This window comes from uncultured Caulobacter sp., assembly GCF_937900395.1.
GTDB lineage: Bacteria > Pseudomonadota > Alphaproteobacteria > Caulobacterales > Caulobacteraceae > Caulobacter.
Window position 1 is genome coordinate 22,649 of sequence record NZ_CALCDX010000215.1, and the last position, 18,153, is coordinate 40,801.

Annotated in this window: 17 protein-coding genes, 1 tRNA gene and 2 pseudogenes; 6 read left to right on the forward strand and 14 right to left on the reverse strand. The window is 64.6% G+C overall.

Annotated features, from left to right (window positions below):
- Positions 1 to 27: 27 nt before the first annotated feature.
- The 3 genes from Q0379_RS18670 to Q0379_RS18680 form a co-directional block, all read right to left on the reverse strand.
- The gene (locus tag Q0379_RS18670) at positions 28 to 1,338 is read right to left on the reverse strand and encodes an MFS transporter (protein WP_299015095.1); all 1,311 of its coding nucleotides are present in this window, start codon (positions 1,336 to 1,338) and stop codon (positions 28 to 30) included.
- A 131-nt stretch (positions 1,339 to 1,469) separates the two neighbouring features.
- Positions 1,470 to 3,320, reverse strand: coding sequence for a glycoside hydrolase family 2 TIM barrel-domain containing protein (locus Q0379_RS18675; protein WP_299015098.1), 1,851 nt, complete (start codon positions 3,318 to 3,320; stop codon positions 1,470 to 1,472).
- 140 nt (positions 3,321 to 3,460) lie between these two features.
- The gene (locus Q0379_RS18680) at positions 3,461 to 5,965 is read right to left on the reverse strand and encodes a TonB-dependent receptor (protein ID WP_299015101.1); all 2,505 of its coding nucleotides are present in this window, start codon (positions 5,963 to 5,965) and stop codon (positions 3,461 to 3,463) included.
- A gap of 366 nt (positions 5,966 to 6,331) precedes the next feature.
- On the opposite strand from Q0379_RS18680, the gene Q0379_RS18685 reads away from it, so the two are divergent.
- Positions 6,332 to 6,961 (forward strand): TetR/AcrR family transcriptional regulator, encoded by a 630-nt coding sequence (locus tag Q0379_RS18685; protein WP_299015104.1) that lies wholly within the window; start codon positions 6,332 to 6,334, stop codon positions 6,959 to 6,961.
- On the opposite strand, the gene Q0379_RS18690 is transcribed toward Q0379_RS18685, so the two are convergent.
- On the reverse strand, positions 6,958 to 7,311 hold the full coding sequence (locus tag Q0379_RS18690; protein WP_299015106.1) for an MmcQ/YjbR family DNA-binding protein: 354 nt from the start codon (positions 7,309 to 7,311) through the stop codon (positions 6,958 to 6,960). The genes Q0379_RS18685 and Q0379_RS18690 overlap by 4 nt on opposite strands.
- Positions 7,311 to 7,976, reverse strand: a complete 666-nt coding sequence (gene msrA / locus Q0379_RS18695) for a peptide-methionine (S)-S-oxide reductase MsrA (protein WP_299015109.1) — start codon at positions 7,974 to 7,976, stop codon at positions 7,311 to 7,313. Before msrA ends, Q0379_RS18690 begins: the two co-directional genes overlap by 1 nt.
- A gap of 172 nt (positions 7,977 to 8,148) precedes the next feature.
- Between msrA and Q0379_RS18700 the strand changes: the two genes are divergently transcribed.
- A tRNA-Ser gene (locus tag Q0379_RS18700) sits at positions 8,149 to 8,238 on the forward strand.
- A gap of 1,008 nt (positions 8,239 to 9,246) precedes the next feature.
- A pseudogene (locus tag Q0379_RS24305) lies at positions 9,247 to 9,387 on the forward strand (HNH endonuclease); the annotation flags it as partial.
- Between the two features lie 35 nt (positions 9,388 to 9,422).
- Here Q0379_RS24305 and Q0379_RS18705 read toward each other — a convergent pair.
- Positions 9,423 to 10,082: a DUF6118 family protein gene (locus Q0379_RS18705; protein WP_299015112.1), complete on the reverse strand. Its 660-nt coding sequence runs from the start codon at positions 10,080 to 10,082 to the stop codon at positions 9,423 to 9,425.
- Between the two features lie 10 nt (positions 10,083 to 10,092).
- Complete coding sequence (gene traA, locus Q0379_RS18710) at positions 10,093 to 12,951, reverse strand: Ti-type conjugative transfer relaxase TraA (RefSeq protein WP_299015115.1); 2,859 nt, start codon at positions 12,949 to 12,951, stop codon at positions 10,093 to 10,095.
- Between the two features lie 172 nt (positions 12,952 to 13,123).
- Here traA and Q0379_RS18715 point away from each other — a divergent pair, with 172 nt between their 5' ends.
- Together Q0379_RS18715 and Q0379_RS18720 are read left to right on the forward strand one after the other, a co-directional pair.
- A complete protein-coding gene (locus Q0379_RS18715; protein WP_299015118.1) occupies positions 13,124 to 13,405 on the forward strand; it encodes a conjugal transfer protein TraD in 282 nt (93 codons plus the stop codon).
- Positions 13,296 to 13,805 (forward strand): conjugal transfer protein TraD, encoded by a 510-nt coding sequence (locus Q0379_RS18720; RefSeq protein WP_299015121.1) that lies wholly within the window; start codon positions 13,296 to 13,298, stop codon positions 13,803 to 13,805. The genes Q0379_RS18715 and Q0379_RS18720 overlap by 110 nt, the downstream gene beginning before the upstream one ends.
- Here Q0379_RS18720 and Q0379_RS18725 read toward each other — a convergent pair.
- From Q0379_RS18725 to Q0379_RS18740, 4 genes are read right to left on the reverse strand one after another with little or no spacing between them, the layout of a single operon-like run.
- A complete protein-coding gene (locus tag Q0379_RS18725) occupies positions 13,724 to 14,149 on the reverse strand; it encodes a hypothetical protein (RefSeq protein WP_299015269.1) in 426 nt (141 codons plus the stop codon). The genes Q0379_RS18720 and Q0379_RS18725 overlap by 82 nt on opposite strands.
- Before the next feature lie 52 nt (positions 14,150 to 14,201).
- Complete coding sequence (locus tag Q0379_RS18730; protein ID WP_299015124.1) at positions 14,202 to 14,552, reverse strand: sigma-70 region 4 domain-containing protein; 351 nt, start codon at positions 14,550 to 14,552, stop codon at positions 14,202 to 14,204.
- A complete protein-coding gene (locus Q0379_RS18735; RefSeq protein ID WP_299015129.1) occupies positions 14,552 to 15,013 on the reverse strand; it encodes a hypothetical protein in 462 nt (153 codons plus the stop codon). Before Q0379_RS18735 ends, Q0379_RS18730 begins: the two co-directional genes overlap by 1 nt.
- Entirely contained in the window at positions 15,010 to 15,501 is a 492-nt protein-coding gene (locus Q0379_RS18740) for a hypothetical protein (protein ID WP_299015134.1), read from the reverse strand. The genes Q0379_RS18735 and Q0379_RS18740 overlap by 4 nt, the downstream gene beginning before the upstream one ends.
- Positions 15,502 to 16,036: 535 nt before the next feature.
- Here Q0379_RS18740 and Q0379_RS18745 point away from each other — a divergent pair.
- Positions 16,037 to 16,237 carry an AlpA family phage regulatory protein gene (locus Q0379_RS18745; RefSeq protein WP_299015137.1) on the forward strand — a complete coding sequence of 67 codons (201 nt, stop codon included), beginning with the start codon at positions 16,037 to 16,039 and terminating at the stop codon, positions 16,235 to 16,237.
- A gap of 112 nt (positions 16,238 to 16,349) precedes the next feature.
- Here the strand turns inward: Q0379_RS18745 and Q0379_RS24310 are convergent.
- The 3 genes and pseudogenes from Q0379_RS24310 to Q0379_RS18755 all read right to left on the reverse strand — a co-directional run bounded on the left by Q0379_RS24310 (position 16,350) and on the right by Q0379_RS18755 (position 17,783).
- Positions 16,350 to 16,576: pseudogene (locus Q0379_RS24310) on the reverse strand (hypothetical protein).
- 148 nt (positions 16,577 to 16,724) lie between these two features.
- Positions 16,725 to 17,045, reverse strand: a complete 321-nt coding sequence (locus Q0379_RS18750; RefSeq protein WP_299015140.1) for a HigA family addiction module antitoxin — start codon at positions 17,043 to 17,045, stop codon at positions 16,725 to 16,727.
- 348 nt (positions 17,046 to 17,393) lie between these two features.
- A complete protein-coding gene (locus Q0379_RS18755) occupies positions 17,394 to 17,783 on the reverse strand; it encodes a helix-turn-helix transcriptional regulator (RefSeq protein WP_299015143.1) in 390 nt (129 codons plus the stop codon).
- Positions 17,784 to 18,153: the final 370 nt, after the last annotated feature.

Consider the following 18,153-nt stretch of genomic DNA (forward strand, 5'->3'; position numbering starts at 1 on the left):
CCGCTGCGACAATCGGGCGCGGATCCCTTATTTTGCCTGGGTTTTAGGCAATTCTTGAGGTTGAGCGGTCTTGGACCCCGTCCCCAATACACGGAAGGCCACGAAGACCAGCCCTCCGGTGAGGGTCAGGCAGGCCGCCAGGAACAACATCGGGGCCAGATTGCTGCCGGTTGAGTCGCGGATGATCGGCACGACATTCTGGGCGATGAAGCCGCCGAGGTTGCCCACGGCGTTGATCGCGGCGATGCCGGCGGCGGCTCGCGGACCGCGCAGGAAGCTCGGCGGCAGGCTCCAGAAGCCCGGCTGGCCGGCGAAGATGGCGGGCGCGGCGACGCAGAGCAGGGCGAACTTGGCCCAGGTCCCCGGAACCACGACGCTGGCCACCAGGGCGACGGCCGCCAGCAGGGGCGGGCCGGCGACGTGCCAGACGGTGAAGCCGCGTTTGGCGGCGTGCTGCGGGACCCACCAGAGGGCGGCGGCCACCAGGATCCAGGGGATGATGTTGATCAGGCCGTTGACGGTGTTGGAGACCCCGAACGCCTTGACGATCGTCGGCAGCCAGTAGCTGAGGCCATAGGCTCCCAAAGGCATGCCGATATAGAGGCCCGCCAGCAGCAGGACGCGCGGGTCCAGCATCGCCTTCCAAGCGCCGGCGTGGCTGGTGTCCTGGCCCACGTCCTCGTCGGCGAGGGTCTTGGCGAGCCAGGCCTTCTGCTCGGGCGCCAGCCACGGCGCCTTTTCCGGGCCGTTGGGCAGCTTCCAGAGCACGTAGGGCGTCATCAGGATCGCGGGGGCCCCGGTGGCCAGGAACACCCATTGCCAGCCCGCCAGGCCCAGCAGGCCGTGCAGATCGAGCAAGGCGCCGCCGATCATCGCCCCGACGGCGTTGGCCAGGGCCGAGGCGATCATGAACAGGCCCACCATGCGGGCGCGGTGGGCGTGCGGGAACCACAGGGTCAGGACGTACAGCACGCCCGGGAAGAAGCCGGCCTCGGTCACCCCCAGCAGGAAGCGCAGGATGTAGAACATCGTCGCGTTCTGGGTGAAGCCCAGCGCCAGGGTGACCAGGCCCCAGGTGAACATGATCCGCGCGAACCAGACGCGCGCGCCCACCTTCGCCAGGATCAGGTTCGAGGGCGCCTCGAACAGGAAGTAGCCGATGAAGAACAGGCTGGCGCCCAGGCCATAGGCGGCCTCGCTGAGGCCTAGCGCCTGGACCATCTCCAGCTTCGCGTACGAGACGTTCTGCCGGTCGATGTACGCGATCAGGTACATGATGCAGAACAGCGGCATCAGCCGCGCGGTCACCCGGCGGACGGTGGAGACTTCCAGGCTCATGCGATGGCCGCCGTCAGCTGCAAGCGCGTCGTCATGCCATCCTCATCGTTCATGGGGCCAATACCGCCTGTCCGGTTAGCGGCGTCGGAGGGAGCGCGCCACCCCGACCAAGGTCGATGGTCGGCGGGCCTTTAGCGACCCGCCGCCTTCTCGTCGTAGAACGCGCGCAGGACGAAGAACGCCGGCTTGCGGCGGCCGGTCGGCGAGATCAGTCCCTTACGGTTCCAGCCTTGCTGATAGACCGGATGTTGGCGCCGGGGCGCGCGGAAGTCCTTCAGGATCCAGGGGGACATGCCGCGCAGGGTCGGGATCTTGCGGGCCATGGCCAGGGTCTTCTCGTAGTAGCGCTTCTGGTAGTCCTCGGAGAACTTGCGCATCAGGACCGGGTCGCTGAAGCCGGCCAGGGCGTCTGCGCCGAACTCGGAGAACACCAGGGGTTTGTCCGTGGCCTTCCAGGCCATGTCGGGCAGGGCGTCGAGCGCGTCGTCGCTGTACCAGCCGTTGTAGGTGTTGGCCGCCAGCACATCGAGCTTATCGGCCAGCGGATCGTTGAGGCCCATCAGCGGCCGGCCGTCGACCGACTTGCGGTCGGTCAGCAGGGCCGCGGTGACCAGCCGCGTGTCGTCCAGCGCGCGGACCTCGTCGACCAGCTGATAGAGGAAAGCGTTGCGGGCGTCGGTGATCGGCGTCTCGTTGGCCACGCTCCACAGGATGATCGAGGCGCGGTTGCGGTCGCGGCGGATGTTGTCGGCCAGCATGCCGCGCGCCAGGGACAGGGTGCGAGGATTGGCGAAATCGACCAGCCAGTAGACCGGGATCTCACTCCAGACCAGGAGACCCATCTCGTCGGCCAGGCGCGTGGTGACCTCGCTGTGCGGATAGTGAGCCAGACGCACGAAGTTGCCGTGCAGGCCGTCCTTGACCTCGCTGAGCAGGGCGCGGGCGTTGACTTCGGTGATGGTGCGCGCGGGGTTGTCGCCCAGCTCCTCCTCGTGGATCGAGATGCCGCGCAGGAAGATCGGCTTGCCGTTCAGCAGGATCTCCGAGCCCTTGGTCTCGATGATGCGGAAGCCGACCCGGTCCGTCAGGCGGTCTTCGCCGGTTTGCACCACGACGTCATAGAGTTTGGGGCTCTCTGGCGACCAGCGGGCTAGGCGCTTGGGCGCTGGCGCCGAGGCGTTGAGAATCCCTTGGGCGTCGGTTCGGCCGGCGAGGTCGAGCCCCAGCTCGGCGACCCTCACATGGACCTCCTGGTTCGCCGCCTGGGCGCCGTCCAGCTTCACGGTAGCGGCGATCTTGCCGTCCTTGGCGAGCCGCACCCAGGCCTCGTCGATGAAGGTGCCTGGCGTGATGACCAGCCGCATCGGCCGGGTGATCCCGCCGTAGTTCTCCCAATCGGTGACGGGCGGCGGCACGCCGTCGTCCCGGGCCGTGGAGTCGACCCCGACGGTGAGCTGGTTGTTGCTGGCGCGCAGGGTGTCCGTGACTTCCACGGAGAACGGGGTGAAGCCGCCCTCGTGCTCGCCGACGGCCTTGCCGTTCAGGAAGACCTTGGCGGTGTAGTTCGCCGCCTCGAAACGCAGGAAGGCGCGCTGGCCGGGCTTCAGCGCCGGCGCGTCGAAACGGCGCTGGTACCACATCAGGCCCTGGTAGTAGCGAAGGGTCGGGTCGTGGCCGATCCAGGCCTGCGGCAAGGTCGCCGTCGGGCTGCGGTCCATGTCGTATTCGTAGAGCGCCGTCGGTTTGGCGCGCGTCAGGGCGTCGACATCGACGTCGTCGTAGCGGCGGTGGCCAGGACCCGGCGCGCCGCGATGAAAGCCGGCCAGCCCGTCGCGATAGGGATCGACCGAGTAGTGCCAGGTCCCCGAAAGATCGACGCCGTCGCGCAGGTCCGCGCGGGTCAGGGTCGGCGAGGAGGCCAGCGCCGGCGCCGCGATCATCAGGGCGCACGCCGCGCCGATGGTCTTCAGTCCCGGTCCCATCGCATCCTCCCACGCGGCCTTTGGCCTTTGGGGAGTTGAAGCATGGTCTGACCGCCTCGGGTAGTGGTCAGACAAGCTGGAAAAGAAAAGGGCGGCCGCGTCGTGCGCGGCCGCCCCCTCTTTGCCTTGTCGCCTAGGACCTAGAAGGTCTTGCGGACCGTCACGCCGTAGGTGCGCGGGGCGTTGGGATAGCCGCTGTAGCTGCCATCCTGGGCCACGGTCGGGAAGGTCGAGATCAGGCTGTTGTCCTTGGTCAGGTTACGCGCCCAGACCATGACCTCGATCTGCTTGGCCGTGTTGGTGACGCCCATGCTGGCGTTGACCACCTTCTGGCCCCAGGTCGACAGGTTCGGCGGGGTCGTCTCGGTCAGCTGGGTCTTGCTGACATAGTCGTATTCCACCCGGGCGTAGCCCTGGTAGTCGCCGCCCAGGTCGTGGTTGACGGTGGCCGAGGTCGAGAACGACCATTTCGGAATGCCCGTCGGGCGGTCGCCCGTCAGGTTGCGGAAGTTCGGACGACGGCCCGTCGCCGGATCGACCGGGCAGCGGACGGTGTCATAGTTCACGCAGGCCGCGCCGGTGAAGCTGTCGTACTTCGGATCGAGATAGGTCGCCGCGGCCGCCAGGTTCAGCCAGCTCACCGGACGCCAGGCGCTGTCGATCTCGAAGCCCTTCACCGACTCCTCGCCGGCGTTGACCAGGCTGTAGCCGAGGCCGGTGAAGGCGTTCGACTGGAAGCCCTTGATCGACTGCTTGAACACCGCGACGTTGGCGTAGCCGCCCGGGAAGTTGGCCTTCACGCCCAGTTCGTAGACGTCGACGTTTTCCGGGTTGGCGGTGCGGCCCACGCCGTTGGCGTTCGGCGGACGGCTGTCGGATGACAGGTTGTAGGCGCCGGCCTTCCAGCCCGTGGAGTAGCTGACATAGGCGTTGATGGCGCCGAAGTCGTAGGCCGCGCGCACCGCATAGGTGACCTTGTCGGCCTTCAGCTCGCCGGACTCGCTGGCGTTCGGGAAGTTGACCGGGCCATGGTTGGTGGTGTTGCCGTAGAAGAACTGCAGGGCGCCCAGGGCGCTATACAGGTTGCCCGGCAGGCCAAGGGCCGGGAACTGCGGCACCGCACCGAGGTTCAGCGCCGAGAACGGGTCGTTCATGACGACATTCGAGCGGCCCTTCTTGTCGTCGTTCAGATAGGCGAGACCACCCGTCAGGGTCAGCTTGTCTGTGACGCGATAGTCGACCTGGCCGAACAGCGAGTACGACGTCTGCTTCATGTTGTAGTAGTCGTCGATGCCCTGGCCGGACTGGAAGTAGGTCAGGCCGGGGCGCACCAGGGTCGGCGTCGCCAGGCTCTGCAGGAACTCCAGCGCATACAGGTTCGAGCGGCCGGTCAGGGCCGGGCGCAGCGTCGCGGGCAGGGCGCCCAGCAGCGTGGCCGGCACCGGGCCCGACAGGGCGTCCGCGAAGGCCCGCATATCCGCGCCGTAGGTGATCGTCCGGCCGGTATCCAGCTTCTCATTCTGATAGAAGCCGCCGATCAGCCAGTTGATCGGACCATCGCCGCTGGAGGCCAGGCGCACTTCCTGGGTGAAGGTCTTGATGGTGTTGGCGGTGCGGTTGTTGGAAATGTCCGCGCCGGTGAAGTCGATATCCTGGAAGGATGCGTTCTTCTGGTTCCGGTAGGCGGTGATGGCCGTCAGCTTGGCGAAGGTCAGGTCGTGATCGATCTGGGCCGAGACGCCCTTGCCCGACAGGTTGTTATTCGGATCGGTGTTGAAGATCACATTGCGGTCGAAGACCTTGGTCGTGTCGCTGATCGGCTTCTTCAGCACGGCGCCGATCGCCAGGGTGGCGGGGCCGTTCAGGATCGAGCTGACCGCGCAGCAGGTTTCCTTGATCTTGTTGTAGTCGGCGATGAAGCGGACCGACGTCTTGTCGGTCGGCTCCCACAGCACGTCGCCGCGGACCGACCAGCGGTTACGGTCGTTTACGTCGTTGCCGGTGGTCAGGTTGGTGAAGAAGCCGTCGCGCTTGTTGTAGCTGCCCGAAACCCGGACGGCCAAGGTGTCGCTGAGCGGGCCGGTGAAAGTGCCCTTGATCTGGCGGGTGTTGTAGTTGCCGATCGTGGCTTCCACCTTGCCGCCGGCGTCGAACTGCGGGCGCTTGGTGACGATGCTGATCGCGCCGGCCGACACGTTCTTGCCGAACAGGGTCGACTGCGGGCCGCGCAGCACTTCGATGCGCTCGACCTCGGGCAGGTCGTCGAGGGCGGCGGCCGAGCGGCTGCGGTAGACGCCGTCGATGAAGACGCCGACCGAGCTTTCGATGCCGTCGTTGCCGTTGCCGTTGCCAAAGCCGCGGATGACGAAATTTGTCTGACCGGTGGCGTTAAATTGCGACACTTTCAGCGACGGAACGACCGATTGCAGGTCGATCAGGTCGCGGACCTGCGCCCGCTCGATCGTCTGCTGGCCGGTGACGGCGACCGAGATCGGCACGTCTTGAAGGGTCTGTTCCCGCTTGGTGGCGGTGACGACGATCTCGTCGACGGCGGTGGCTTCAGCGGGTTTGGTTTGTTGGGCGAAGGCGGGGGCGGCGATGGCGAGCGCCAGGGCCGAAACCCCCAGCATCTGGACGTTTCTCATATGTAACTCCCTGATGTGTTTTATTTTTATGCGCGCCTCTTCCCGCTCCGGCTCGAGCTTGACCGGAGTTCCTGGAGGAAAGGGCGGGTTTCTTGACGTTGGGTAAGGGCGGCCTCGGCCGGCCGTTCGGGCCGCGCGTGGCGGTCGGAAGAGCCGGAACGTGGATGCGGACGTTGTCCGTCATTTTTTGCCCCAAGCCTGCACGGTCTTGCATCCCGTGCTGAGCCAAGGAGAAATCTAACATGCTCTCGATATTCTAGTGCAAGTTAGAAATTATCCGATTGATTGCGTTGCCGTTCGGGGAGAGCTTGGCAGACCGGTGATCGCTGGACGCAGAATCAAGCGCGCCGGGCGGAGGAGCGACCATTGTCGAGGGCGGGGGAACCCCTGACGCCGGCGGAAGACATCAGGCCTCTGGCGCAGAGCCAGAAGTCCCTGAGGAAGCGCGAGGCGATCCTGCGCGCCGCCATCGAGATCATCAACGCCAAGGGCTTCGCGGCGGCCACGATGCCCGACATCGCCGCGGCGCTCGATCTGCGCGACGCGGCGCTCTACTACTACTTCCCGAACAAGCAGGCCCTGGCGTTCGCGGGCCATCATCAGTCCTTGGACCGGTTCGAGGCCATCCTGCTGGCGGTCGACGCCGCGGGCGGAAGCGGCCTCTGCAAGCTGCGGCGAATCTTTCGCGCGGTGCTGGACGATGCGGTCGACAACGGCCCGCAGCTCTATTTCGGCGACAACTCGTACCTGGACGACGTCCAGCGCGAGGCGATCGAGACGCGCACCTCAGAGCTCCGCAAGACGCTGGAGCGCTTTCTGGAGGAGGGCGTGGCCGACGGCACCATCGCGCCCTGCGAGCCGCCGCTGGTGGTGCAGCTGCTGGTCGGCATGTTGATCTGGCTGGTCAAGTGGACGCCGCAGACCCCTGGTCTCACCAATGAGCGGCTGCTGGAGGCGATCGAGGCCACGGCGCTACGCGGGCTGGCGCGAAGCTAGCCCAGCCCGAGTTCGGCGCGCGCCTTTCGGGTCAGCTTCGCCGCGATCAGGCCATGGGCGGTTCTCACCCAGTCTGTGACCTCGTCCGCATCAAGCCCATCGAGGTCAGCGAAATGCACCCACTTGGCGCGGCCCAAATAGGGCGCGGGCGCGGCCCGGCCGGACTCGGTCAGGACCTCGAACGCCACGTCCGAGGCCTTGAACGAGATCCCGCCGCCCAAGGTCACGCCCGAGCCGCGCACGGCGAACATCTTGCCGCCGACCTTGAAGACGTGATCGTCGCCCCACTGGATCGCCAGGGTCGCGCCCGGCAGGGCCAGGCACGCCCGGTCGAAAGCTTCGGGACTCATCAGGCCTCGACGCCTGCTTCGACACCCAGGCCGATCGGGCAGACGACGCCCGTGCCGCCGATGCCGCAATAGCCGTTCGGGTTCTTGGCCAGGTACTGCTGGTGGTAGTTCTCGGCGAAGTAGAACGGACCGGCGGCGGCGATCTCGGTGGTGATCGGACCCAGGCCCTTCGCCGACAGAGCCTGCTGGTAGGCTTCCTTCGACTCCACGGCCGCGGAGCCTTGCGCGTCGTTGGTCACGTAGATGCCCGAGCGATACTGGGTGCCGATGTCGCCGCCCTGGCGCATGCCCTGGGTCGGGTCGTGGTTCTCCCAGAAGGTCTTCAGCAGCGCTTCGTAGGTGACGACCTTGGGGTCGAACACCACCAGCACGACCTCGGTGTGGCCAGTGTGGCCGGTGCAGACCTCTTCGTAGGTCGGGTTCGGCGTGATGCCCGCCGCATAGCCGGCGGCGGTCACGTAGACGCCCGGAACCTTCCAGAACACGCGCTCGACGCCCCAGAAGCAGCCCATGGCGAAGATCGCCGTCTCCAGGCCGTCCGGATAGGGGCCCTTCAGCGGATGGCCGTTGACGAAGTGCGTCTCCGCCGTCGGGATCGGCTCGGGACGACCCGGCAGGGCCGTGTCGGCGGTGGGCATCTCGAGGGTTTTCTTCAGCGACAGCATGACGGGCCTCTCGCAGGCTGGAATGTCTTGGGCCCCGATATAGGCGTTCGCGCCGCCGGTTTCACCCCGCGATGAAGAGGCGCGCTTTGTTGGCTTGCCCTGGGACGGTCCCTGAGTATATTGCGCGCCTTCCCGCGCCGGGGGTCTCAACCACCCTCGACTCGAATGCGCTGGTGAGGTGGCCGAGTGGTTGAAGGCGCACGCCTGGAACGCGTGTATAGGGGAAACTCTATCGAGGGTTCGAATCCCTCTCTCACCGCCACCGCCCTGATTATCTCATTGATTTTTTAACGAATAAGTCCCGCGAGATTCGTGGGTCCCAATTCCGGCCCCATTTTGGATGTTTCCTTGAGGTGCGCTTTCTGCGCAAATTGGGTGGGCCGGAGAAGCTGAAGCGATCACTGAGGCAAGATAACTTAGCTATAGATGGCGTTGCGCGTCGTCCTCGTCGCTTTAAACCCATCCTTCGCCACCAAGGTGGGCGCTTCGAAAAGGTACTTCCCCAGGGGTCGACCAGCGAACCTATGCATCGACGTCGGCGGCGACAAGCGCTTACCATTCTCCTGACGCCAAAGCCGGGGTCATCCGGCCTGAGCGGTTGTGAGCGGCCCTAACCGCCGATAGCTGCCAATCAGCAAGGAACGCTGGAAGGGCCAAATTGCAGAGAACAACCCGCTCCCGTCGTAGCCGCGCGAGGAGATCCTCCGTGGTTGAGCGAAGCACAAGAATCCCGCTACCCTAAAAAGCTACGCTGTCTGGGTACCCATGCGGCGGGACCTCACGCGGGGGCGCAACATGGATCAAGAAACGGCGGTCGACATGACGCCCCATCCGACGCCAAGCGAGGCCAGCTGAGATCGCTCAGGAGATAAGGCGCCTGTTCCGGGCGAACATCCGTCTTCACTTTTTCAGAGCGTCCGGGGGCGCATCCAGGAATGCTCATCCGACTCGAAAATTTGGAAACGGAAGCGGGATCTTTTCTACAGCGTACACGGCATTGGTGGTGGGGTTTGGGGCCTCCGGGAAACCGATCCGCTCAACCCAGCAAACAACGATGGGTTCGCGGATGCTGCAGAACCGTTCATGGCTCAGGAAGGTGCAGAGACACTAAGAGCGCACCTCCGTAGAGAGCGATCAAGGTCCTGGTTCAGAAATTCAAAGAGAAACTTGAGGATTTCCGGTGCAACATATGTGACTGCGACTTCTTCGAGCGATATGATGAGATCGGTCGTGGGCTTATTGAGGCCCATCACCTAACCCCGTATCGCAGCTCCAGCCGGGCGCGAAAACGAGGCTGGAGGATCTAATTCCCGTCTGCTCAAACTGCCACCGTATGCTTCACCGTCGCGATGGTGTGTCGCCCAGGGATTTGACAGCGTATCTCAGCAATACTGGGAAGAGTGACCATTGAGGTAGTAGCGGTAGCTCAGCGGATTGTTTCAGGGCTTACGGCGCCTTCACCTTATCAGTTGCTCTCGCACTCTTAGCGACCACGTCCCGATTTTGCCCAGCGATCCGCTGCGCAGTCTTAATCTCCCGCCATCGCTCTGGATCAGCGGCCACCAGCATTCGCTCACCAGCCGACCACATGTCGCGGCGTAGCACGTGCGCCGCCCTTCTTTCCGGCCACGCCCAAGCGACTGGCGCGGCATTGACGATCATCGTCGGGACGCTCGCAAAGAGAATTGCGCCAGCGACGACGCCAACAGCCGCCGCCTGAATCAAGCGCCAGTTCTGCACGCTGGCCAGCCGCGCACGATCAATCCACTTATCGAGATCACGAGTGGAGCGCTGAAGCGCCTCCTGCGCCTGATGAACCGTCGCGCGGTCCTGCCGCCGAGCCTCGTCGCCCGCCGCCGCGATCTGCCGCGCCAGGTCTGCCGGGCTCAGGGCAAGGGCGGGACTAGCCATCACCTTGCCGAGCCGCCCGACCGCCACCGACACACCCTTGGCGATCTCCCCCAGCGTCTCGCTGTAGTCTGGCGCGGGCACCCGCTCGGCCGCTAGCCCAGCCACGGCGACATTCAGCAGCGCCACCTCCCGGCGTAGCGCCTCGAACGCCGCCGTCGCATCGGCTGGCGGCTCGGCCTCGATTTCCTGATCCATCGTCTTTCTCCTAGATGCCAAGTCCGCGTCCGCGGCCGATGCCGAGGTATTCGATCAGCCCCTGTCCGACACTGCGGCCCATGTTTGAGGGCAGGCCGAGCTCGGCCCGCCGGCCGCGCAGCAGCGACTCCACTTGCGGGTCACGCTGCAGACTCTTGGCCATGGCTCCCATGCGATCTCTCGCCTGGCTGGCGCCGGTCATGTCGCCCTCGCGGTACAAGGCTGTGCGCTGCCGCTCCAGGCCCTGCCAGCGCTGGACGAAGCGATCGGCCCGAAGGCGCGGATCGGACCGAACCTCCGCCTCAAGCTGGAGTGCCCTGATCGCCCGCTGCGTCCGGCCCGACGCCACTTCGGCGGCCAGGCCAGGCTCTCGGACGTAGGCTCGCTCCAGATCCTTGGCCGCATGCGGACCGATCTCATTCATGGCTTCGCGCGCTATCTCCAGCGCCCGTCGCTGGTGAGCGAGGACCGGCAAGCCGCGGTCGTTCATCCGCATGACATCGGCCGTAGCGCGGGCATGGCGCTCGATCGCGCGGTGCTGGTCGAGCTGTCCGATCTCCCGCGCCGGCGCCGCCGGCTGTCGCGCGGGACTGGCGGGCCTGAAACCGTCGAACATCCCGGGCTCGCGCGACGGCGGCGCCTTCTGCCGCACCGAAGCGGGTACATGGATGTCACGTCGCTCGGCGAAGTCGCTGGCCATGTCCTTGGCCCGCTCGCGCGACAGCACACGGGTCAGCTTGCCGAGATCCTCGAACTCGTCTCGGCCGTAGTGGACCTGAACGCTGTCGCGGTGACGCGAGAGGGCGACATAGGCGCTATGGCGATCCATCCCCGGCGTCACCAGCACATGGGTGCGATCGACCGTGACGCCTTGGCTCTTGTGAATGGTGGCCGCGTAGCCGTGATCGACCTGGGCGTAGTCCTTCAGATCGAAGACGACCAATCGCCCCGCGTCGAGCCGCACCGTCATTTGGGTGGGAGAGACCTGCTCGATCTCGCCAAGCATGCCATTCTTCACGCCCAGCCCGCGATCGTTCTTCAGGAACATCAACCGGTCGCCCACCGCGAACGACCGCTCGCCGCGCTCGGCTTTCGCTGCCACGTCGTCGCCCAAGGCGCCAGCCGCGCGCAGCCGCTCGCGAGCCGTCAGGTTCAGCTCGCGCACCTCATCATTGGTGTGGGTGAGGATGATCCGGCTCTTGCCCGGCTCGGCCATGCGATCTCGGTCCCAGTGCGCGACGAGATCCTCGCGCGCCTGGTCGCGGGTCTCGGCGGCGTGGACCATGCCGCGCGCCTCGAAAGCCGCCAGCGCTTCGCCCGTCCGACCCGTCGCCAGATGCCGGGTAGCGTCGCGCTGCCAGTCCTCGTGCTGGCGACGAACCTCCGTGATCTCGACATGGGAATGACGCTCGGCGATCGAGCGAAAAGCCGCGCCGGCCTCGATGGCCTGGAGCTGTTCGGGATCGCCGACCAGCACCACCTTGGCCCCAGCCTTCTCCGCCGCAGACAGCAATCGCTCCATCTGCCGCGAGCCGATCAAGCCGGCCTCGTCGATCACCAGCACGTCACGGGCATCGAGCAGCTCGCGGTCTTTTGTCCACTGGTGTTCCAGGCTGGCGATGGTGCGCGAGGCAATGCAGGACCCGCCCTCCAGGTTCTCGGCGGCGATGCCCGACAGCGCCAGGCCCTGGACGCGATAGCCGGCGTCCTCCCAGGCCTCGCGCGCAACGCCCAATAACGCCGATTTGCCGGCGCCGGCGTAACCGACGACGATGCCAACATCGCACCTCTCCGTGACGTGCTCGAACGCCGCCCTCTGCTCCCCGGAGAGAACAAGACCGCGCTGTTCGGCGCGCGCCAGGGCGCGCCGCTGCTCCAACGCGCTGACGCCGTGCGCCTGGCGCTGCGCCATCACGTCGCTGGCGCGATGCAGCCGGTCCTCGACGGCGATCATCTCGCGGCTGGTGAAGCGCTCCTGGCCGCGCCCGTCCTGGCCCAGCGCGACGATCTCGGGTGAGGCCTTCACCGCGCTCATGGCGCGGTCGAACTGTTCCTTGCCGTCCGAATGGCGGTGGATGACCTTTGCCAGGTCGTGACGTGTGAAGGTCGCCTGCTGGTGCGTGATCGCGTCCAGGGCGATGCGCGGATCGGCGATGATCTTCTCGCCGTTCTCACGGGCGATGCGGTGATGATCTTCGAGCCGCTCGGTCTCGACGCCTTCGCCGGCCATGCGTCCGGCGGCCGGACCGATCTTGTGCTGCGGCTCAAGGTCGATGCCCTGGTCTTCCAGGCTGCGGTGATCGATCCGCGCGTCGAAATCGAGCTGCGCAAGGCGCTCGTTGACGTGGTCGGCCCAGGCTTCGCGCCAGTGCTCAACCAGATCGATGCGGTTCCAGTCGCGCACCTTGGCGCCGAATCCCTCTTCGCCCACTTCGCGCATCGACAGCATGACGTGGGCATGGGGCTTGGCCAGGCCGTCCGGACCGATGTCCCAATGCACATTGAGATCGGCGACCATGCCGCGATCGACCATTTCGCGCTGGACGAAGTCACGGGCCAGTTCGATGCCCTGCGCCTGATCCATCTCGCGGGGAATAGCGAACTCAACCTCGCGGGAGAGCTGGGCGTCCTTGCGCTTTTCGCCGGCCTCGACGGTGTTCCAGAGCGTGGTGCGGTCGGAAAGCTGCTCGGGCGCGCCGTCCGGCAGCATGATCTCCGAGTGGACGACGCCGCCCTTGTTGGTGAAGTCGTGGTCGCGATCCAGCCGCTCATCCCGCAGCCGGCTGGCCGAGCGATAGGCGGCCGAGGCCACGGCGCTGGCCCCGGTGGCGCGGCTGATGACTTTGACGCTGAAGTGGTAGATCGCCATGGCGACAGACCACTTACTACCCTGAGCGCACGTCGGCACGACGTATAAGCGCGCCCTCCAAGATTAGAATCTCGGGAGGGACCGGACCGTCTCAGTGTGTTCCGGCGACCTTACAGCATTCCCCAACGTCCTGTTTTACGCTTGCGCCATCATCCAAACTTGGAGATTTGGGATGCGCAAACCACGTGACTTCGACGCCGAGCTGAAGAGCCTCGAAGACAAGGCCAAGGCGCTCAAGGATCGTAAGGTCCGGCAGCTTGGCGACCTGGTGATCGCCACCGGCGGCGACGCGCTCGATATCGAAACCCTCGCCGGCGGGCTCCTCGACATGGCCAGCGCCAAAGATGCCGGCCGTAAGGCAGCTTGGCGCCAACGCGGCGCGGACTTCTTTCGCGGCGAACCAACCGATCCGGGGCGTCACGGCGCTGCGCCAAGCGCTGGCGTCGACCCGTGACGCCGAACGCCGTGTGCGAGCCGCGCAACGCCGTCTCGAGGCGCGGCGGGCGAGGACCGACAGGCGGGCTTGGGTCGTGAAGCGGCGAGAGCGCACCCGACATCTGATCGAGCTTGGCGGCCTGGTGCAGAAGGCCGGTCTTGTCGATCTCACCCGGGACGATCGCGCGGCGCTCTATGGTGCGTTTCTGACCCTGGCCAGGATGCTGAGAGGGGAGGTCGCCGAGCACAACCTGGCGCTCCAGGGCGAGCACCGACCGTTCCGGTCCTGGCTCCCGCCATGGGGGAGGGCGGGGCGGCCGACGTCGGGACGCGGCGGTCAGGCCCCACAGATAAGCGAGGCACAGCGCGGACAACGTGCCGTGCGCAGCTCGTCCATCGTCGCTTTGAACAACGCGTAACCGTCGCCTTGCTGATGGACCATCACCTTCAACGCCACCTCCAGCTTGGCGATAACGCCCTGCAGGTCGCGCGCCGGTACGGCCGGCAAGGCTTCCAGCCATTCCTCGCGGCGCTCGAACAGCGGCTTTAACTGCGCGTCGATCGCGTCCATTTCCTGCGTCGGCGACAGCGCCACGCGCTCGTCCGGCGTCATGCGTTCCCAACGTCTCTCACGGACCAGAATGGTCTCAAGGTCCGACCAGCGTAGACCGAGCCGGTCGATCTCGGCGTCGAGCGCGATCCAGGCCTCGCAGCGCGCCAGGACCTCGTTCGGCGACACCGCGCTCCCGGCGCCAGCGATCATGGGCGCCGCACTGGCAGCGCCAATCACAACGCGCCGCGACACCGCGAAGGGGTCATGGTCCCGAGACATCGGCAGGCTCCACATTGGACAGTGGGATGGACCTGGGGCGCGCGCGCTCGATCACATCCATCGTTCTGACGATCTCGTAGAGAGCGCCGGCGAGATGCGCCTGAACTTCCGCGACTGAAATGCCCAGCTGGCGCGCGATCAGGGCGTAGTCGAGCGCCTTGATCTGACTGAGCAGAAAGACGTCGCGCCGATCTCGGCCAAGCCGTAGCACCGCGTACGACAGGACCTGCCGCGGATTGTCTGGATCGAACGGGCGACCTCGCCAGAGGCGAGGATGTCGCCAACGCCACCCCTGATCGCGCACGAATGGCCACGGCATCTGGATCCGCGACATCAGACGGCTCCTCGCGGCTCAGGCCAGCGAGCGCCTGCAGCGTCCCCGATCGCGTCGACCAAGGCGCGCACCGTCACGCAGGCCTGCGACCAGCACACCGATGCGATGGCGTCCGGCGCCATGTGAGACATGGCGTGAACCCGGTAGTAGGGGCTCAACAGCGCGGCGAGTTCAGGCAGCGCCGTCGGCACGTTGGAAAGCCCCGCCCGCCGTGCCGATCTGAGGGCCTTCACCAGATCGTGCCGCAGATGCACGCGACACCAGTCATCGGTGATCCCGCGTTGCAGAAGATACGCTTTCAGCGAAAGCTCGATCGCGATGGCGAGAAAGTATCGCGTCAGTTCAGGGTAGCGCGGCAACGCGGTCTCAGCGGCCTGATGAAAACCGCTCGCGTTGCGGCGGAACGTTGTCGCCAGCGAACGGTCGGCGCTGTGACGCCGCGGACGAACGCGGCGGGTCATGTTCCACCAGTGAAGGCGCCGAGATCGCGAATGGCGCGCGTGATCAGGCCGTGAGCCCGTGGATGATCTTCTGCAAAGATGAGGCGCGCGGCGACCGACAGGTTCGCCGCCACAGCCGCGACACTTGTCGCCGGCGCCGGCCTCATCGCTCTCAGGAGGGCTTCGCCTTCCACCTCCAGCACATCGAGTCGGGCGTCGATCGCGGCCAATCTGGCGCCTTCAGGTATTCCGGCTTGCTGTTCGAGCGAAAGGCGGTGCCAGCCGTGCGCCTTCATCAGCCGGCCTTCGAGGCTGCCCCATTCCAGTTGAAGGCGGCGCTGCTCTGCGTCGATGGCGAGCCAGCGGTGACAGAGGTCAACAGATCGGCTCTGCGATCCGCCCGGCGTCGCGCTGAACATCGGCGTCGCTGATCCACCGGCGAGTATGACACGTCGAGATAGATGGTACGGGCGCACGACAGCATCCGCCGCTTTACGACGTGAGTTCATGACACGTGATCCTGGGTGTGTACTACTTCTTTAGTATCACCGGCGATGCCTTTCGTAAAGCGAAAAGCATCTTAAACTTTACTAAAGGTAAAATACGATGCTGACTGCAGCTCAGATCCGCGCCGCACGGGCACTTGTGGATTGGAGCGGGCCGAGGCTTGCTGAGGCGGCGGGGCTGTCTTTGCCGACAATCCGTAGGATGGAGAGCGCGGTGGGGCCAGGTCGCAGTGCCGTCGACAACGTTGAGGCGGTGCGCCGAGCGCTTGAGACTGCTGGTGTCATATTCCAGATGGCTGATGAAACCGCCGGCCCCGGTGTACGCCTAAGAAAGTAGCGAAGGCGGCGGTGATCCAGCTCGGCTGCGTCAAGGCGGGCGTACTGCGGCCAGCTGCGGCAGGCTACGCTAAAGGCGCCGGCAGCCTGTCTTTCTTTCCCAGAGTACGATCTGGCCCTGCAAGGTCTTGTCGTTGGCGACCCGAAATCCAATTCTGGCTCATCGAATGCCTTCAGATCCCAATCTGTGGAGCTCGCAACGATGGCCGATCCGGACCGCATTGTTCGCCTGAAGACTGTGCTGGCGCGCACGGGCCTCAGTCGCTCAACCCTCTACCGCAAGATCCGTGAGGGGACGTTCCCCGCCCAGGTGCGTATCAGCATCCACGGCGCCGGATGGCGCGAGTCGGCTCTTAACCGCTGGATTGCCGACCCGGTCGGCTTCCGTCCGGAGGCGTCGTGATGGCCAAGCATCAAGTGGAGCGGATGGCCTACCGCATCAGCGAGGCTGCCGAGGTTCTCGCCCTAAGCCGTAGCTGGATAGTGAAAACGCATACGTTGTCTGTATCCGATGGCTAGCTGCCGTCACGTCGCTTGATATGCGTATGCCTGGGTAGGCTGGCGCTAGCCAGCGTTTGGCCAGCTCGATCCTCGGCGATACCGGCGAGTGGAGCCAAGCCGTCCAGCAGTCCGAGTGTCTGCATAACGGCTGCGTAGATGCCTATGCTGACGCCAGTATCGCCCTTTTCAATCTTCTGGAGAGTGGGCGTGAGGTGAAGGCCCGTTCAGCGACGATTGCCATCGATAGCCGGCGCCGGCGTCGCGCATCGCGAAGATCGGCCCCGAGCTTGTCCGCGAAGAGCGCCTAGCGCCCGCGCGCCGGCGTTGCTCTGATGGCGGATCGTCGTCATGAACGGGGGGTCTTGTAGTCCAACGCGGCGTGGCGCTTGTCATTCGGCCTCCAGCGCTAGCTCCCACGTTTCGATTGCCAACAATACCGAGCGGCTCTGGATCGCCGCTTTTGACAGGTCGTGTTGGCTTTGCAGGTCCATCCAGAACTGCGCGTCGACGCCAAGCGCGCGTTCGAGCCGTAAGGCTGTGTCGGCGGTTATGGGTTCCAAGCCGACCGTGATCTGCTCGATGTTTGGCAGTCCCAGGGTCGCGGCCAGTGCGCTGGCGGTTATACGGCGCGGCGCAAGATAGGCTTCGCGCAGGATCTCGCCAGGGTGTGGCAGGGGCGCGGTGAAGTCGAAGTCCAGGAACGAAGCCATTATGTCACCTCGTGCAGGCCGGTTTGCGTCGGCCCGGGGTGATGACCTCGAACTTTGATTCTGAGGCGCCAGCCGTTTCGACAAAGAACTCGAGCGGGGCGCCGCCATGCACCAAGCTCCAGCTTAGCTCGCCTCTAGCCGCCAGCGGCGCTCACCCACCGATCCTAAAGCGGCTGAAGGCTGAAATCAGCATATCTAACGGCGGGAAGCGCTTCTGCCGCATTGGGCCCAAAGTATATAAATACTTCACAATTAAGAATAGAGGCCATGCCTGTCAGATGCGACCAGTGTCTAACGGCTGGCCGAGAACGCGCTCTGATCATGCTCCTGGGGTGCCTTTCTCGTAGATTACTTGCGAGACTTTCGATCGTCCAAGAACATGAGCTCAAATATAGCCGGGTCGTAGAAGCGCAGCATGTGTTGTGCAAATTCATATGGATCAATTTTCAGAGCGAGAGCCCAGTCCAGATATCTATCTGGAGGAATTCTACTTCTTCCAATCTCAATTTGAGAAATAAAAGTGTAGTGATCAGACCCAAGTATGGATGCAAGTTGACTTTGAGAAAGGTTAATATCAAGGCGCTTCTGCTTCAGCCAGGAGCCAGCTTCCTTGCGAAGTTCGGAGAATTTTGCCGTTTCTTTTTTCTTTAAGCTGCTCAAGGCAAAAACTCCGTCGCCCATAATGACGATTCGACTTGCAGCTAGCCCATCGACGGAACTGCACATGCAGATCTGCATGTGTGCCGTTCTAGGCGGCGAAAATCGATCTCAGGCTGGCCGTATTGTTTCGGCGGCAGCTTTATACCGTGGTTATGCCGGGTTTATGCTCTCCGTCCACTATGGGAATCCATAGTCTCTCGTATAAATTTCGAACAGTTTAAACTAAACGTGCAGTCGGGTTATTAAGTTTAAACGCAACATGCGTTTCTGGCATATAGAGTAATTGCTCTATAATTCGAAGTGTGGTCCGGTGATTGCGACGAGCTGTGTATCAATGCTATAGAGCAATTACTCTATACTAAAAACTCCTTGCGAGCGTATTGGCAATGCTGTACCTGCCACCCAGGGCAATAGTTGGGGCCATGTGCCGGCTGTGGCCTTGGGACCT